Annotated in this window: 14 protein-coding genes and 1 other annotated feature (1 of these 15 running past the window's edge); of the genes, 10 read left to right on the top strand and 4 right to left on the bottom strand. The window is 30.9% G+C overall.

The features are described from left to right. Positions 1–144 (top strand) — a binding site (T-box leader); it begins 81 nt to the left of the window's first position. 147 nt (positions 145–291) lie between these two features. Both CPAL_RS00505 and CPAL_RS00500 read left to right on the top strand, forming a co-directional pair. Then, positions 292–2934, top strand: a complete 2643-nt coding sequence (locus tag CPAL_RS00505) for a valine--tRNA ligase (RefSeq protein WP_106023853.1) — start codon at positions 292–294, stop codon at positions 2932–2934. A 94-nt stretch (positions 2935–3028) separates the two neighbouring features. After that, positions 3029–4348: a bifunctional folylpolyglutamate synthase/dihydrofolate synthase gene (locus CPAL_RS00500; protein WP_106023852.1), complete on the top strand. Its 1320-nt coding sequence runs from the start codon at positions 3029–3031 to the stop codon at positions 4346–4348. Between the two features lie 129 nt (positions 4349–4477). Here CPAL_RS00500 and CPAL_RS00495 read toward each other — a convergent pair whose 3' ends face one another. Beyond that, positions 4478–5605, bottom strand: coding sequence for an AI-2E family transporter (locus CPAL_RS00495; RefSeq protein ID WP_106023851.1), 1128 nt, complete (start codon positions 5603–5605; stop codon positions 4478–4480). A 161-nt stretch (positions 5606–5766) separates the two neighbouring features. After that, positions 5767–5922: a hypothetical protein gene (locus CPAL_RS13795; protein WP_165815370.1), complete on the bottom strand. Its 156-nt coding sequence runs from the start codon at positions 5920–5922 to the stop codon at positions 5767–5769. Between the two features lie 212 nt (positions 5923–6134). Here CPAL_RS13795 and CPAL_RS00490 point away from each other — a divergent pair, with 212 nt between their 5' ends. Together CPAL_RS00490 and CPAL_RS00485 are read left to right on the top strand one after the other, a co-directional pair. Continuing rightward, positions 6135–6743, top strand: a complete 609-nt coding sequence (locus CPAL_RS00490) for a DNA-3-methyladenine glycosylase (protein ID WP_106023850.1) — start codon at positions 6135–6137, stop codon at positions 6741–6743. Positions 6744–6874: 131 nt separating this feature from the next. Continuing rightward, positions 6875–7759 (top strand): YncE family protein, encoded by an 885-nt coding sequence (locus CPAL_RS00485; protein WP_106023849.1) that lies wholly within the window; start codon positions 6875–6877, stop codon positions 7757–7759. On the opposite strand, the gene CPAL_RS00480 is transcribed toward CPAL_RS00485, so the two are convergent. Beyond that, positions 7756–8280, bottom strand: a complete 525-nt coding sequence (locus CPAL_RS00480) for a DUF4364 family protein (protein WP_106023848.1) — start codon at positions 8278–8280, stop codon at positions 7756–7758. The two genes, CPAL_RS00485 and CPAL_RS00480, sit on opposite strands and share 4 nt — an antisense overlap. Before the next feature lie 208 nt (positions 8281–8488). Here CPAL_RS00480 and pdaB point away from each other — a divergent pair, with 208 nt between their 5' ends. Both pdaB and CPAL_RS00470 read left to right on the top strand, forming a co-directional pair. Further along, the gene (pdaB, locus tag CPAL_RS00475; RefSeq protein WP_061857099.1) at positions 8489–9259 is read left to right on the top strand and encodes a polysaccharide deacetylase family sporulation protein PdaB; all 771 of its coding nucleotides are present in this window, start codon (positions 8489–8491) and stop codon (positions 9257–9259) included. A gap of 224 nt (positions 9260–9483) precedes the next feature. Continuing rightward, complete coding sequence (locus CPAL_RS00470; RefSeq protein ID WP_061857098.1) at positions 9484–10149, top strand: single-stranded DNA-binding protein; 666 nt, start codon at positions 9484–9486, stop codon at positions 10147–10149. 30 nt (positions 10150–10179) lie between these two features. Here CPAL_RS00470 and dapD read toward each other — a convergent pair whose 3' ends face one another. Then, a complete protein-coding gene (dapD, locus tag CPAL_RS00465) occupies positions 10180–10890 on the bottom strand; it encodes a 2,3,4,5-tetrahydropyridine-2,6-dicarboxylate N-acetyltransferase (RefSeq protein WP_061857097.1) in 711 nt (236 codons plus the stop codon). A gap of 214 nt (positions 10891–11104) precedes the next feature. Here dapD and CPAL_RS00460 point away from each other — a divergent pair, with 214 nt between their 5' ends. The 4 genes from CPAL_RS00460 to CPAL_RS00445 all read left to right on the top strand — a co-directional run bounded on the left by CPAL_RS00460 (position 11105) and on the right by CPAL_RS00445 (position 16922). Then, the gene (locus CPAL_RS00460) at positions 11105–12256 is read left to right on the top strand and encodes a pyridoxal phosphate-dependent aminotransferase (RefSeq protein WP_061857096.1); all 1152 of its coding nucleotides are present in this window, start codon (positions 11105–11107) and stop codon (positions 12254–12256) included. A 393-nt stretch (positions 12257–12649) separates the two neighbouring features. After that, positions 12650–14533, top strand: coding sequence for a peptide ABC transporter substrate-binding protein (locus CPAL_RS00455; RefSeq protein ID WP_061857095.1), 1884 nt, complete (start codon positions 12650–12652; stop codon positions 14531–14533). A 173-nt stretch (positions 14534–14706) separates the two neighbouring features. Then, a complete protein-coding gene (locus tag CPAL_RS00450) occupies positions 14707–15636 on the top strand; it encodes an ABC transporter permease (RefSeq protein ID WP_061857094.1) in 930 nt (309 codons plus the stop codon). A gap of 5 nt (positions 15637–15641) precedes the next feature. After that, on the top strand, positions 15642–16922 hold the full coding sequence (locus CPAL_RS00445; protein ID WP_106023847.1) for an ABC transporter permease: 1281 nt from the start codon (positions 15642–15644) through the stop codon (positions 16920–16922). Positions 16923–16927 lie beyond the last annotated feature (5 nt).

Raw genomic sequence — 16927 nt, 5'->3', positions numbered from 1 at the left:
CGAATTATCTTGAAGGTAGCTTTGGAGCTTCTTTATCGAAATAGGAGTAGATAAAGACGGTGGATCACATCGTTAATTTAATGAGTGCTTGAATATTTAAATGTTTCAAGAATTAAGGTGGTAACGCGCACTGTCGTCCTTTAGGATGAACAGTGCTTTTTTGTTTTATAAAAAATGTATACACAACACTAAAATAAGGTTAAGGCAGAAAGGGTATAGACTTTAAACTAAATTTATTTTGAGTGTATTTTAAATAAGAAATTTATATAACACATTAAAGGAGGATAAATCATGTCGGAAGTAAACATTGCAAAAACGTACGATCCTAAAGAATTTGAGGAGAGAATTTATAGAAATTGGGAAGAAAATAAATACTTTACTCCAGAAGTGGATAAAAATAAAAAGCCTTATACAATAATGATGCCACCGCCAAATATAACAGGACAGCTTCACTTAGGGCATGCTTTAGATGGTACACTTCAAGACTTTTTAATAAGAACAAAGAGGATGCAGGGCTACAGCACATTATGGCTTCCAGGAGAAGATCATGCAAGTATTGCAACTGAAGTTAAAGTTGAAAAAGAACTTTTAAAACAAGGTTTAGAGAAGAAAAAGATGGGAAGAGAAGCTTTCCTAGAAAAAGTATGGGAATGGTCAGATAAGTATAGAGAAAGAATAAAGACACAATACAAAAAACTTGGAATTTCTGCTGACTATACTAGAGAAAGATTCACTATGGATGAAGGACTAAGTAAAGCAGTTAGACAGGTATTTGTTGATTTATATAATGAAGGATTAATTTATAAAGGGAATAGAATAGTTAACTGGTGTCCTAAGTGTCAAACTGCTATTTCAGATGCAGAAATAGAGTATGAAGAGAAGAATGGACATTTCTGGCATATAAAATACCCTGTTAAAGATAGTAACGAGTATTTGGAAATTGCTACAACAAGACCAGAAACTATGCTTGGAGATACAGCAGTTGCAGTTAATCCTAACGATATAAGATATGCTCATTTAATAGGCAAGAAGTTAACATTACCTCTTGTAGGAAGAGAACTTCCTATAATTGCAGATGAGTATGTTGATATGGAATTTGGAACAGGAGCAGTTAAGATAACACCGGCTCATGATCCTAATGACTACGAAGTAGGAAAGAGACATGATCTTCCACAGATAGTTATTATGAATCAAGATGGAACTATAGCTGATGGTTATGGGAAGTATTCAGGACTTGATAGATACGAAGCAAGAAAAGTTATTGTAAAAGACCTAGAAGATCAAGGATATTTAGTAAAAGTAAAAGAACATGCTCATAATGTTGGAACTCATGATAGATGCGGCACAGTAATTGAGCCTGTAACTTCTAAGCAGTGGTATGTAAAGATGAAACCTCTTGCAGAACCTGCTATAAAGGCTGTAAAAGAAGGAAAGATAAAGTTTGTTCCAGAGAGATTTTCAAAAATCTATTTTAATTGGATGGAGAACATACAAGACTGGTGCATTTCAAGACAGCTTTGGTGGGGACATAGAATCCCAGTTTGGTATTGTCAAGATTGCGGAGAAGTAATTGCATCTATTGATGAACCAACAAAGTGCAGTAAATGTAATAGTGAAAAATTAAAGCAAGATGAAGATGTTCTAGACACATGGTTTAGCTCAGCATTATGGCCATTTTCAACTTTAGGTTATCCAGAAAAAACAGAGGATTTGAAATATTTTTATCCAACAAATACTTTAGTTACTGGATATGATATCATATTCTTCTGGGTAGCTAGAATGATATTCTCAGGACTTCACAGCATGGGGGAGATACCATTTGATACAGTTCTAATCCATGGTATAGTTAGAGATAGTCAAGGAAGAAAAATGTCTAAGTCTCTTGGAAATGGAGTTGACCCACTTGAAGTAATTGAAAAATATGGAGCAGATGCACTAAGATTTATGCTTATTACAGGAAATGCTCCAGGAAATGATATTAGATATTATGAAGAAAAGGTTGAGGCTGCTAGAAATTTTGCTAATAAGATCTGGAATGCATCAAGATTTGTAATGATGAATCTTGATAAAGAATTAATGAATAAGTATAAGGACAGCAAAGATTATACAATAGCTGATAAGTGGATATTGTCAAGAGTTAATACAGTTGTAAAAGAAGTGTCTGAGAACATAGATAAATTTGAACTTGGTATTGCAGCACAAAAGATATATGACTTTATGTGGAATGAATTCTGTGATTGGTATATTGAGCTTGTAAAACCAGTTTTATATGGAGAAGATGAGAAAGCAAAGGGAATAGTTCTAAACGTACTAAATGAAGTATTACAAACAGGACTAAAATTATTACATCCTGTAATGCCTTATATAACTGAAGAAATATATACAAATTTACCAAACTCAGAAAAGACTATAGTAACTGCTGCTTGGCCTTTATATAAGGGAGAGTTAAAGGATGACAAAACAGAAGAACAAATGAATTACATTATAGAAGCTATTAAGGCTTTAAGAAATGTAAGAGCAGAAATGAATGTTCCACCTTCAAGAAAGGCTAAGGTTATAATTTATGCATCAGAAGGAAAAGAAGCTTTTGAAGAAGGAAAGATTTACTTTGAAAAGCTAGCTTCAGCATCTGAAGTTGTATTTATAGATTCTAAAGATGAAGTTCCAGAGAATTCAGTTTCTGCAGTTACAAAAGGAGCAGAAATGTTTATGCCTCTTTTAGATTTAGTAGATATAGAAAAAGAATTAGAAAGATTAAATAAAGAAAAAGAAAAACTAGAAAAGGAAATAGCTAGAGTTGAAAAGAAACTTGCAAATGAAAAGTTTGTAAGTAAAGCTCCAGAAGCTGTTGTCAATGAGGAAAGAGAAAAAGGTAAAAAGTATAAAGAAATGTATGAAGCTGTTATAAAGAGAATAGAAAATCTTAAAAAATAGCTTAGATCAATAAAAACGTCAGCATGAGGATAAGGTGCTGGCGTTTTTTAAAAAATAAAGTTAGAGATTAAATAAAGAATTGGGGAGAAGTGGAATGAACTATAGAGAGGCTAGAGATTATATTGAAGACGCAGCTAAATTCAGCATGAAGCTTGGACTTTCTAGAACAGAAAAAATACTTGAGCTTTTAGGAAACCCTCATAAAGATTTAAAATGCATACATATTGCAGGAACTAATGGAAAAGGCTCTACTACTGCTATGATTTCATCTATATTAAAAGAAGCTGGATATAAAGTTGGTATGTATACATCTCCTTATATTGAAGAATTTGAAGAGAGAATACAGATAAATGGAGTTAATATACCTAAAGATGATTTAGCAAAGGTTGTTACAAAGGTTTCTGAGGCTGTAGATAAAGTCCTAGAGCTTGGATATGATAATCCTACTCAATTTGAAATAATAACCTGTGCAGGACTTTTGTACTTTTATGAAAAGAAGGTAGATTTTGCAGTAATTGAGGTAGGTCTTGGAGGAAGGTTAGATTCAACGAATGTGATAACACCAGTACTCAGCATAATTACTTCTATAAGTTATGATCATACGGGTATTTTAGGAGATACTCTATCAAAAATAGCTTATGAAAAAGCTGGTATAATAAAAAAAGGAATTCCTATAGTGCTCTATCCACAGGAAAAAGAAGCAGAAGATGTAATAGAGAAAATTTGCATAGAGAGGCAATCAAGACTTGTAAAGGTATATAGAGAAAATGTAAGGGCCATTATTTCAAGTAAAATAGATTCTAAGGTGGATAAATACATAACGCAAAATGTAATAGTGAATACAGACGTTTCACAGTATGATATAGAGTTGTCACTTTTAGGAAAGCATCAAGTTATGAACTGTGCAACTGTAGTTTATGCTGTTGAAGAATTAATAAAAATGGGTATAAAAATAGAAAAAAAGGCTATATTAAGTGCTTTAAGACATATTCAGTGGAAAGGTAGATTTGAAATCCTAAATAGAGAACCCTTAGTAGTAATAGATGGGGCTCATAATATAGATGGTATAAAAAAGCTAAAAGAAAGTATAAATGCTTATTTATCATATAAAAATATGGTACTAATTTTAGGAATATTATCAGATAAGCAAGTGGAAGATATGGTAAAAGTTATTGCACCTATGGCTAAAAAAGTTATATGTGTTACACCTCATAGTGATAGAGCAGAACTTGCTTCAGAGCTTATGGGGGTTGTAAAAAAGTACAATGAAAACTGTGAAGCAGTTGAAAACTATGAAGAAGCGTATAAAATAGGAATTGACTATTGTAATGAAGGAGATTTGCTTTTAATATCAGGTTCTCTTTATATGATAGGGGACATGAGAAAAATCATAACAACAAACCAAGGGAGCTAAATGTCAGAAGTTAGAATGTTAGGTTTTTAGCTTAAAAAAGAAAGAATGAAATAATTAATAATGCACAATTGACAATGATAAATTGGTGAAATTTATATATTGTCCATTGTGCATTTAAAATAGTTGAGATTATTTATTACGTATTTCTAACTTATCTTTTGCATTTCTGTTGTTTAGTCGTTTATCTACAAATCTTTCAACCATTGTTTTAACTATTGCTATAAATGGAACTCCAAGGAACATTCCAAGTACACCAAATGTACCTCCACCAAGAGTTATAGCAAGTATAATCCAGAACGGACTTACACCTACCTGTTCCCCTAGTATTTTTGGTCCAAGATACCAGCCGTCAAACTGTTGAAGAACAAAAATAAATATAAGAACCCACAGTGCTTTTATAGGACTATAGAACAAGGTTATTAAAACTCCAGGTATCATTCCTATAAATGGTCCAAAATAAGGTATCATATTTGTTACTCCAACTATTAAACTTATTAGCAATGCATAAGGGATTCTAAGTATGCTGAGACCAATAGCACATAGAATACCTATTATTAACGAGTCAATAAATTTTCCAATAATATATTTAGAAAATATAGTGTTTACTTCATTAAGGAAAATTAAAAAGGAATTAACTGAAGGAGCATTAAAAGTTGCATATAAAAACTTTTTTGAATTAATTTTAAAAATCTCTTTATCTTTTAATATGTATATGGCTATTATAAATCCAAATATCATTTTTAAAAATGATGAAGTAAAATCAATAGCTTTATTTAAGGCTAAATTCAAAATAGAATTTAAGGATGTAGTTAATTTGCCTGTTATATCATCTAAAATTTTATGAGCATAGTCTATCAAATTTTGATTATTATACAAATTAAATCTTGAAAGATTGTTATCAAACCAGTTTTGAGTTTTTCTAACATAGTTAGGCATATTTTGAGCTAAGTCCCCTAAATTATTAACTATAGCAGGAGAAACAATGGTTACTGTAAGTGTTATAAAACCAATAACTATTAAGTATACTAAAAGTATGCTCAGTGGTCTTTTAAATTTAGCCTTTTTCTCAATATAGGTCATTAAAGGATTTAATATGTATGCTATGCCAAATGCCCAAAAAAATGGGCTTAAAATGGATATAATAAGCCGTAAATTTTGGACTAAAAACTCAATATTATTGATGAGTTTAAAAATCAATGCTGTGATTAAAATTATGGGTATTAAGCTTAAATAAGGTATTTTTTTATTTTTAAACAAGAAATACATCACTCCTTAACTAATTACTATTTGAATTGATTATATCACCAAAAAAGCTATTCTTCTAGTATCTTAAACTTAAATAAAATGATTTAAGTTTAAAAATATATAGATAAGCGGTATATTATATAAATATACCGCTTAAAGATTGAATTAGATTACTAGCAGCAACAGCAGAAGATTGGAGCAAATGAACCAAATCCGCAGAAGCTGCCAAATCCTAGACCAAAGCCGCCACAGCAGCAGAATAATATGATTAATAAAATTATTATCCAAAGAGTATCATCAAAACATGAGTATGGGCGTAAGTCAGACATATATAGACCTCCTTTCTTTTTTTAGGAGATAATTATGGAGATAGTACACTCGGCTTGTCCTATCACTATATAATATGTAAAATAATAAACAAATGTTAAAGAAAAATAGTTCATTTTTAGAGAATTTTTATTATGAAAATCCAATGCTATAAAGAGCAGAGTAAGAGTTTAGAGAGTTTAGAAAGTTTGGTATAAATTGGAGGATAGCACATATGAAAAAGTTAGAAAGAAACTTTTATAAAAGAAGTGCAATAGAGGTTGCAAAAGAATTATTGGGAAAATATCTTGTTCATGAGTATAAAGGAAATAAACTTATTGGCAGAATAGTAGAAGTAGAAGCTTATATGGGGATAGAGGATAAAGCAGCACATTCATATGGAGGAAGAAGAACAGTAAGAACGGAAGTTATGTACAAAGAAGGGGGATATACATATGTATTTCAGATATATGGAATGTACTATTGCGTAAATGTAGTAACTTCGGAGATGGACATACCACAGGCTGTTCTTATTAGAGCATTAGAACCTATAGAGGGATTAGAAGAGATGAGCAGAAATAGGTATAAAAAGAGTTATGAAGAACTTACTGCTTATCAAAAGAAGAATTTAACCAACGGACCAGGAAAACTATGTATGGCCATGAACATAGACAAAACATTAAATGGAGAGGACTTATGCGGCAGTAGATTATATATATTAGATAATAAAGAAAAGTTTAATACAGTGTATTCAAAGCGAATAAACATTGATTATGCGGAGGAGGCAAAGGATTATTTATGGAGATTTTATATAGAAGGCAGTAAATATATTTCTAAAAAATAGAGGAAAGTTATATCATCCATATATTGTAGGGGTAATAAAGATATAGTCATAATAAAAATTTTTTGAAAGTTAAATGCCTTTAATCTCACATTTATAAGAAGTTACATATTATACTGTGAGGGGGTGAGAATATGGGTCGCTTATTTGTGTGCAATACATCTTCAGATAATATATCTGTGGTAAATATAAGCGAGTTTAAAGAAGAGAATAAAATCTCTTTAAAGTTATCCGGTATGGATAAAGTTGGACCTCATGGAATATGTACTTACAACGATAAGTTAATTATATCTAATAACTACAGCAATACAATTTCTATAGTTGATATAAAAGAAGGCAAGGAAATAGAAAGCCATTTTATAGGCATGCACTGTAATGATGCAGTAGTTTATGAAAATAAAGCATATGTTATATGCGGCGAGTTAAATTATGTAATGGTATTTAATTTGAGTTGCAGGAAATTGGAAGAGGAAATTCCCTGCGGCAATCTACCTCACAGCATAGATATTAATAAAAAGAAGAAGTTAATGCTTATATCAAATTTTGAAAGCGATAGTATAACTGTACTTGATTTGGAGGATAAAAAAAATATTATTCAAGTAAGAGTAGGAGCTTATCCAACTAAGGCTTTATTCACGGTAGACGGGGAACATATTCTTGTGTGCGAGAGTAATATGGGGGCTGATATAAGGGGAAATATAAGCGTTTTATCATTAAAAAATTTTAGGCTACTTAATAAAATCCTAGTAGGTAAATATCCTGTAGACATGTATTTAAACACTTCATATTGTTTTGTATCAAATTTTGGGGACGGAAGCGTAAGCAAAGTTGATATTAACAATTACAAAGAAATAAGAAAAATTAATGTAGGAGGAATGCCAAGAGGAATTATAAATGTGGGAGAATATATATATGTAGGAGATAATTATAATAATTTATTAATAAGAGCTCATGTAGAAAAGGAGAATAAAAGAGTCATATCCATAGGGGGAGAACCCACTGGTATGACATATGTTTAACTGTCTATTAGCACTTTAATAAGCTTACCATAAATGTCTGAAGAATTTTGTTTCCATTTGGAACATAATGCTTTTGCTTGGCTATTTGAGGCTACGTTTAGTTTTAGATCGATTAAAATAGAGTCATTTTCAATTGCTTTTAAATTAACTATATAATTGTCACCTTCTATGGTATAATCTGCTGAAATGGTAATTTCTTTTTTTATACTTTCAAGCTGTTTTATAAGATATTCATCTACAGCTTTTATTTTATCTTTAGAGATTCTATTTCTAAATAAAGATAAAACTTTTAATCCTTTAGGTGATATGACTATTCTATGCTTATCATCCTGTTCTATACAGTCTATAAAATTAGAATTTATGAGTTCTGCTATATATTGCTGTAGGGCAAAATAATTGATAAAATTATTCTCTAATATAATTTGAGTAATTTGATTATTAGAAATAGGAAGTTTTATTTTTTCTAATAAATAAAGTAAAAGAAGCTTATCTTCAGCTAAATCAGATGTGCTGCTAAACACTAATCTCTCACTCCTTTAAAAGTCTGTTTTCTTAAAACATATCTTTTTTATTATATCATAAAAAGCACCGAAATAAATCGGTGCTTAAAATATTTATTTATACTATAAACAATAAGACATTATGAATAAAGCAATAATTCAAGTAATATTTCATCTCCTATTTATATATAAATGCAGTAGAACAATTGTAAAAAACAGGAGGAGATATATGAAAATAATAATATTTTTTAAAAGATCTAAAAGACAAAATATATTTTTAATAACTGTAGCTTGCATTTTTCTTACACTATTTTTAGCAATAACAGTTTTTAGAGCCTCTGCAGTTTTTACAGAGAATGAAAAAGCTCTGCCCATATATTGTGTAGATACTAAAGAGAAAAAAATAGCTCTTACATTTGATACAAATTGGGGAGATGACAATATAATAAAAATACTTGATATACTTGATGAAAATAATGTTAAAGCAACTTTTTTTATACTTGGGATTTGGGTGGATAAATATCCAGATATGGTTAAGGAAATTTATAAAAGGGGACATGAAATAGGAAACCATTCCAATAATCACCCGGATTTTACATATATATCTAAAGATAGAGCAATACAAGAGATAGCTACAACAGATGCAAAGCTTATGAAACTCATAGGAGTTGGTACCAGCATATTTAGATTTCCATCCGGTTCATATAATGAAGAGGCTGTGAAGATAGTGGAAAGTACCAACCACTTTTGCATTCAATGGGATGTGGATAGTATTGATTGGAAGGAGCATGGAGCTGATATAGAGTATAATAGAGTAATGAAGAAAACAAGGCCAGGTTCTATTTTATTATTTCATAATGGAGCCAAGTACACTCCAGAAACTCTGCCAAAGATAATTAAGGGCTTAAAATCCAAAGGATATGAATTTGTAAAAGTGTCAGATTTGATATATAAGAAAGACTACTACATAGATTACTCAGGAAAACAAATATCAAAATAAAAAATATACGAACTATAGGAAAATAAAAAATTATATTGAAATATACTTCTTAATTGTATTATAATGGAAATAATTAATGAGAAAGTTTTAAAGGATTTCAAAAGACAAAAATGAGCAATATTCAAAATAATTTTCTAAATATATGTTATATTTTTAGGATTATTTGAATAATTATATTTCAGTAAGATAAGTAAAAAAGAAAACTAAGGGAGAGAGGGGTTAAGATGGACAATCTAATGTTAAACAACAAAATTTATTTGGAGGGCACTTGCGTAACGGAGCTTGAATTCAGCCATGAAATGTATGGGGAAGGATTTTATACATTTAAGCTTGCTGTAAATAGACTTAGTGACACAAAGGATATTTTGCCTGTAACTGTTTCAGAAAGGTTGCTTACTGAAATAGAAATAAAGGAGGGGGTAGAACTAGTAGTAGAAGGGCAACTTAGATCATATAACAAATTTATAGATGGAGCTAACAGATTAATACTTACTGTATTTGCAAGAGACATACAACCATGTATTGAAAAGAGTAAAAACCCAAACCAAATATTTCTAAATGGATATATATGCAAGGAGCCTGTTTATAGGACTACCCCATTTGGAAGGGAAATATCGGATATATTATTGGCAGTCAATAGACCTTATAATAAATCTGACTATATACCTACAATATCCTGGGGAAGAAATTCAAGATTTTGTAAGACTTTAAATGTTGGAGATAACATAAAAGTATGGGGAAGATTACAGAGCAGACAATATCAAAAGAAGATAGGAGATGAAGTAGTAGTTAAAACTGCCTATGAGGTTTCCATTTCTAAGCTAGAATATGCCGATGGACGTGGAAATAATAAGGTTGAAGATGAGGAACAAAAGGATTTAGCAGAATAGTAAAAGACGCTTGGTAAAACTGCCAAGCGTCTATTTTCTTAAGTCATCCATTAGTTTTGTTTTATCTTTTGTCTTTTCATCTACATGTTTTATTATTTTAGCAGGGCTTCCAGCTACAACTACATTGCAAGGTACATCATCTACTACTACTGAGCCAGCAGCAACTACAGAATTGTCACCAATTTTTACTCCTTCTAATATTACAGCGTTTGCACCTATTAAAACATTGTCACCTATTTCGCAAGGAGATTTACTTGGTGGCTCTAGCACTCCTGCAACCACTGCACCAGCTCCTAAGTGAACATTCTTTCCAAGTTTTGCACGAGCACCTAAAACTGCATTCATATCAACCATAGTACCTTCACCGATTTCGCAGCCTATATTTATGACTGCCCCCATCATAATCACAGCGTTTTTACCAATAGATACCATATCCCTAATTATTGCACCTGGTTCTATTCTAGCATCTATATTCTTTATATCTAACATAGGAATAGCGGAATTTCTTCTATCTTGCTCTATTTTGTACTTTTTTATATTTTTCTTATTTTTCTCTAAGAAATCTAATATTTCAGAGCTTTCGCCAAATAAAATATAAAAACCATTGTTACCATAACACTCAATGCCAGTAGAATTGCACTCTTCTAGGTTACCATCTACATACACTTTAAGCGGAGTAGACTTTTTTGCTTCTTTTATGTATTTTGCAATTTCATATGGATCTGTTAAATCGTAATGCATTCTATATCCTCCTCTTTGTATTTAAAATATAATGTATATTATAATAAATATTAATTGTAATTTAAAGTAAAAATATGTAGGAAAATTATAATTTTAAAAAAGGAAAATTTTTTATATACTGTATTATGTTTTGTATAGACACTTGCTTGTCAATGGAGTACAATTTATATTATTATTATATAGACAAAATATTGTAGAATTGGAGAGGCTAAATATGAAAGACTTTATTTCTGAAAATGTTCAAAACATAGAAATATCAGGTATAAGAAAATTTTTTAATAAAGTAGCTAAGATACCCGATGCGATTTCTCTTACTGTAGGACAACCAGACTTTCCAGTACCTCAAAGAATAAAAGAGGCTATGATAGAAGCTATTAATGATAATAAAACAGAGTATACCTCTAATGCCGGTATAGAAGAGTTAAGAAATGAGATATCCAAATATTTAAAAAAGTATTTTCATATTGATTATGACAAAGATGAAATTTGCATAACAGTAGGAGGAAGTGAAGGACTGTTAGCTGTTTTTGCCGCTTTTATTAATAAAGGGGATAAAGTTTTAATACCAACTCCAGCTTATCCAGCATATGAAAGCTGTGTAAAACTTTTAGGTGGAAGAGTTGTAAACTATGAGTTAAATGATGATTTTTCTATAAATCATGAAAATTTAGAATTAGTTATAGATAAAGAAAATCCTAAACTAATGGTATTATCCTATCCTTGCAATCCTACAGGTGCAGTTTTAACTAAAAATGATAAAGATAAACTTCATGGCTTAATAAAAAATAAAAATATTTTAGTTATAACTGATGAAATATATAGCTCTCTTGTATTTGAAGATGAATATCATTCTGTAGCTCAGTATGAAGATATAAAAAATAAGGTTATTTTTGTTAGTGGATTTTCAAAGATGTTCTCAATGACGGGATTAAGATTAGGATATGTTTGCGCTCATACTGATTTAATAAGTAGTATAATAAAAGTTCATCAATATGCTGTATCTTGTGCTCCTTCTGTTGTTCAATGGGGAGCCTATGAAGGAATTAGAACTTGTTTATCTGAAGTTGAAGTTATGAAAAATGAGTTTATAAAAAGAAGAGATTATTTATATGAAAGATTAATTTCTATGGGATTTTGTGTTAATCTTCCTAAAGGTGCATTTTATATGTTCCCAAGTATAAAGAACTTTAATATGAGCAGTGATGAATTTTGTGAAAGAGCACTAAATGAAGCTAAGGTAGCTATAGTACCTGGTTCTGCCTTTGGAATAGGAGGAGAAGGATATGTTAGGTTGTCCTACTGTTATAGTTTAGAGGATCTATATAAAGCCACAAGTAGATTAGAAACTTGGATTAAAAAAATATAACAAAAAACTATCATATATTTATGGAGTTAATGAATATAATTAATAAAAATATTCAATAATTTAATAATTTAGAAACTTTAGTGTACCTTAATTTCATATTACAATATATTTTAATTAAAAAATTATATTAAAATACCGAAATTCTCGTTACATATAAGTTAAACATTTAACTAAATATTAAAAATATTGACTAATGATTAAAAACATGATATTATTTTAAAAAAATAAATGATAAATTATATATTATTAATAATTAACAAAAAATAATGATATATGAATTTATTTTAATTAGATATTGCAATTAGTTTTCGACCTGTTATATATTTACATATAGTTATTAGGTGGAAAATCTTATTGGATATTATTATTAAGTTAATATAAGGGGGAGTATTAATGAAGAAAAAAAGATTGACAGCTTTGATTCTTGCCGGGGCAATGTTATTGGGTGCAGCATTAACTGGATGCGGCCAAAATAGTGGAAGCGATACAGCTGGTGGAGCAAAGCAAAACACTGAAGCAGGTGGCTCTGCATCAAGTGGAAAGAAAAAAGTTCTTGATTATTATTCAAGTGCTGAGCCAGAAACGCTAGACGCACAACAAATTTCAGGACAGCCTGATATGATTATTGCTAACATGTTCATTGAAGGATTAATGCGTTTTGGAAAAGAAGAAGGTAAATATGAGCCAGGTGTGGCAGAATCATATACCTATGATGAAGCAACTAATACCTATACTTTCAAATTAAGAAAAGATGCTAAGTGGAGCGATGGAAAACCAGTAACTGCTGATGACTTCTTCTTTGCTTGGAGATTAGCAATGGATGAGCAAACAGTATATAGCTTTATGATTAGTCAATATATAAAGGGCGCAGATGCATATGCTGCTGTAACTCAAAAAAGTTTCCTAGCTGAAAAAGACCCTTCATTTAAGGCGTTATTAGATAAAGCTGAAAATGAAAAAGATGATGCTAAGAAGAAAGAAATTAACAGCCAAATAGCAAAACGTATAGAATCTATGACAGATGCAGAAAAGTCTGAATATCAAAAAATAAAAGATGACTTATGGGCAAAGGTTGGAGCAAAAGCTGAAGGAGACAGCATAAAAATAGAATTATCAGGTCCTACTCCATATTTTGTTGGGTTAACAGCCTTCCCAGTATACTATCCAATGAATAAAGACTTCTATGAAAAGCACAAAGCTGATAACAGTTACGGGCTAGAAGCTGCTGGATTATACTCAAATGGTCCATGGGTAGTAAAAGAATGGAATCATAAAGACAGCTTTAAATTAGTTAAAAATGATAACTACTGGAATAAGGATAATATAAAAATAGATGAAATGAATATAAAGATAGTTGATAAGGTTGAAACAAGAACCAATCTATTAAAAACTGGAAAACTTGATGGATCAGCGATACAGGCAAAAGACCTTCCAGAGTTCCAAGACCTTGCAACTCGTGAGCAGTATCATCTTCAAGATATGGTTGATATGCCAGACTATAGTGTATTCTATATGGAATTCAATCAATTTAACAATAAATACACAATGAATGAAAATATAAGAAAAGCTTTAATGCTTGCCATGGATAGAACTAGTTTTGTAGAAAAAATCAATTTAGGAGATAGACCAGCATTAGCTTTAATTCCTGAAAGCTTCCCAGGATTAAATAAATCCTTTAGAGAAGAAAATGGAATGGAATTAATAAAAGATAATGATAAAGAAACAGCAAAGCAATTGTTAGCAAAAGGACTTCAAGAATTAGGACTTAAACAATTACCAGCTATTGATATGGTTATTGAGGATACTGATATAGCTCAAAAAATAGCAGTTAAGTTCCAACAAGATTGGAAAGAAATCGGTGTTACAGTAAATCTTGTACCAGTACCTTGGGGTGAAAAATTAAGAAGATTAAAAGCAGGAGAATTTGCTATAGCTGCTAATGGATGGGGACCAGACTATATGGATCCAATGACATTCTTAGATTTATTCCAAACTGGTAATGGAAATAACTATGGAAAATTCAGCAATGCACAGTATGATAAATTAATAAATGATGCTAGAGTAGAAAAGGATCCAGCAAAACGTATGAAGATGTTCTACGAAGCAGAAAAAATACTTATAGATAAGGCTGCTGTTGCTCCACAATATTTCAGAATTAGTCACTGGGTATTTAAAGACTACTTAACAGGCGTAGTTAATAGAGGAGCAGGTCCAACAACTGATTTCTATTGGGCAGATATAGACATGGATGCTAAGGAAGCACAAGCACAGAAGTAGTTTGGAAATATAAAAATGTAAAAATATAAAAGTAAGTGAAAAGGTATATGTTTTCGCGTATACCTTTTTACTTATGAAAATATATATTAAGAAAGCTACTGAATTTTATAATTTAAATATAACATATTTTATTTAGTAGAAATAATGGCAAAAGAAAATAGGAGGAAGGTAGTGTGTTAAAATACATTTTTAAACGTATATGTTATGCTATCATAACCCTTTGGGTAATAGCAACTCTAACTTTTGGGCTTATGAAAGCACTTCCAGGTGATCCATTCCATAATCCTAAAATGTCACCGGCAGTAAAAGAAGCTTTAACGCATAAATATGGATTGGACAAACCTGTAATTGAACAATATGGTATATACATGAGAAATTTATTAAAAGGTGACTTAGGAACATCAATAAAATATCCTGGAAGGTCTGTAAACCAGATTATAGCAGAAGGTTTTCCAAAGTCTTTTGCAATAGGTTGGAGAGCTATGGTATTTGCAGTTGTGTTCGGTTTAATATTTGGCATAATTGCAGCTTTAAATCATGAAAAAATATTAGACTATTTTGTAATATTCATAGCTATTATAGGAGTATCGGTACCCAGCATAGTTATGGGGCCATTTCTTGCATATACCTTTGGAGTTAATTTAGGATGGCTTCCAGTAACAGTAGATAATAGCCAGATATCCCTTTTATTGCCATCTCTTACTTTAGGCCTTGGAACTCTAGCTTTTATATCAAGACTTATGCGTACCACAACATTAGAAGTTTTAGGACAAGATTATATTCAAACAGCAAAAGCAAAAGGACTTAATAAAACTCAAATAGTATGGAAACATGTAATTAGAAATGCCATAATGCCAGTTGTAACGGTGCTTGGACCACTATTTGCAGGTATAATTACTGGTTCTATAGTAATAGAACAGGTTTTTGCAGTAGCAGGACTTGGAGGGTCTTTTGTTAGTTCCATATTAGAGCAGGATTATTCAATGATAATGGGTATTACCATTTTTTATGCCGTATTGATTATTTTATCAGTATTGGTAGTAGATATAGCGTATGGATTTATAGATCCAAGACTTAGAATTTCAGGAAAAGGAGGAAAATAGGCAGTATGGAAAAGATAGACAAATCAATGTTTGAACATGTAGGTAAAAATTTACAAGAAGCCCAATCAATTAAGCGTCCAAGTATGTCTTATTTAGAAGACGCTATGAGAAGACTTAAGAAAAATAAACCTGCCATTATTTCCTTCTGGATTTTAGTGGTTTTAATCGTAATGTCTTTAATTGGTCCTATTATTTCGGCTAAGGTACAAGGACATGATTATCGTAAACAAAATTTAGCTAACCAAAATCAAACTTCTATAATGAGTAATCAAAGAAGTATAACTGCAGTAAAAAATCAGGTTTTTAAATATAAGACTTATAAACCTAACCTAAGAAAGACAAAGATTGTATTTAGAAATGTACAATTTAAAGGCACAGGAGATTTAGAATTTAAAATTGGAAATCAAGCAGAATCTTCTTATCAAGGAGATAAAAAGGAATTTTCATTAGCTATAACAGTAGAGGCAGATGACACATGGAAAAGTGTTGTGGATAAGCTAAATGCTAAATCAGAAGAATTGTTAAGTCAAGATCCTGATTTTAGAGGAATTAAATTCAAAAAAAGTGGAAATAACTTAGTTGTTGAGACTAAAGGAGATAAATGGTTTAATAAGCAATACTGGCTTGGAACAGATGAGTTCGGTAGAGACTTATTTACTCGCCTTTGGAAAGGCGGCAGAACATCTTTCTTAATAGCGTTTGTAGCAGTGTTTATAACTATATTTATTGGGATTATCTATGGAGGAGTTGCAGGATATCTAGGAGGAAATGTTGATATTCTGATGATGCGTTTTGTAGAGATAATAATGGTTGTGCCAGACCTTCTATATATAATCTTACTTCTTACAGTTATGAAACCTGGACTTGGACCAATAATAATAGTACTTGCAGCTACAGGATGGATGCAAACAGCTATGATTGTACGTGGAGAAGTTTTAAGATTAAAGAATTCAGAATATGTTATAGCTGCTGAAGTTTTAGGCGCAGACCCTAAGAGAATTATATTTAAGCACTTAATTCCAAATACAATGGGACCTATTATAGTTAATATGACAATGATGATTCCAAAAATGATATTCTCAGAAGCATTTTTAAGCTTTATAGGATTAGGTATACCAGCACCTATGGCATCATGGGGATCATTAGTTAATGACGGAGCTAAGGTATTTACTCAATATCCGCAGCAGCTCTTAGTACCAGCATTAGCACTTAGTTTAACAATGTTAGCATTCAACATACTTGGAGACGGTTTAAGAGACGCGCTAGATCCTAAACTAAGAACGTAGGGAGT

Origin of the sequence: Clostridium thermopalmarium DSM 5974 (genome assembly GCF_002995795.1) — a bacterium.
Classification (GTDB): Bacteria; Bacillota; Clostridia; order Clostridiales; family Clostridiaceae; genus Clostridium_H; species Clostridium_H thermopalmarium.
The sequence above is the reverse complement of the archived record's forward strand: the minus strand, read 5'-3'. Positions and strand labels throughout refer to the sequence as shown.

Excerpts from the sequence above, each read along its gene's own strand:
- pdaB (WP_061857099.1), top strand. The coding sequence starts at position 8,489 with ATGAAAATAATAATATTTTTTAAAAGATCTAAAAGACAAAATATATTT.
- CPAL_RS00490 (WP_106023850.1), top strand. The coding sequence starts at position 6,135 with ATGAAAAAGTTAGAAAGAAACTTTTATAAAAGAAGTGCAATAGAGGTT.
- CPAL_RS00500 (WP_106023852.1), top strand. The coding sequence starts at position 3,029 with ATGAACTATAGAGAGGCTAGAGATTATATTGAAGACGCAGCTAAATTC.
- CPAL_RS00460 (WP_061857096.1), top strand. The coding sequence starts at position 11,105 with ATGAAAGACTTTATTTCTGAAAATGTTCAAAACATAGAAATATCAGGT.
- CPAL_RS00505 (WP_106023853.1), top strand. The coding sequence starts at position 292 with ATGTCGGAAGTAAACATTGCAAAAACGTACGATCCTAAAGAATTTGAG.
- CPAL_RS00470 (WP_061857098.1), top strand. The coding sequence starts at position 9,484 with ATGGACAATCTAATGTTAAACAACAAAATTTATTTGGAGGGCACTTGC.
- CPAL_RS00485 (WP_106023849.1), top strand. The coding sequence starts at position 6,875 with ATGGGTCGCTTATTTGTGTGCAATACATCTTCAGATAATATATCTGTG.
- dapD (WP_061857097.1), bottom strand. The coding sequence starts at position 10,890 with ATGCATTACGATTTAACAGATCCATATGAAATTGCAAAATACATAAAA.
- CPAL_RS00455 (WP_061857095.1), top strand. The coding sequence starts at position 12,650 with ATGAAGAAAAAAAGATTGACAGCTTTGATTCTTGCCGGGGCAATGTTA.
- CPAL_RS00445 (WP_106023847.1), top strand. The coding sequence starts at position 15,642 with ATGGAAAAGATAGACAAATCAATGTTTGAACATGTAGGTAAAAATTTA.
- CPAL_RS13795 (WP_165815370.1), bottom strand. The coding sequence starts at position 5,922 with ATGTCTGACTTACGCCCATACTCATGTTTTGATGATACTCTTTGGATA.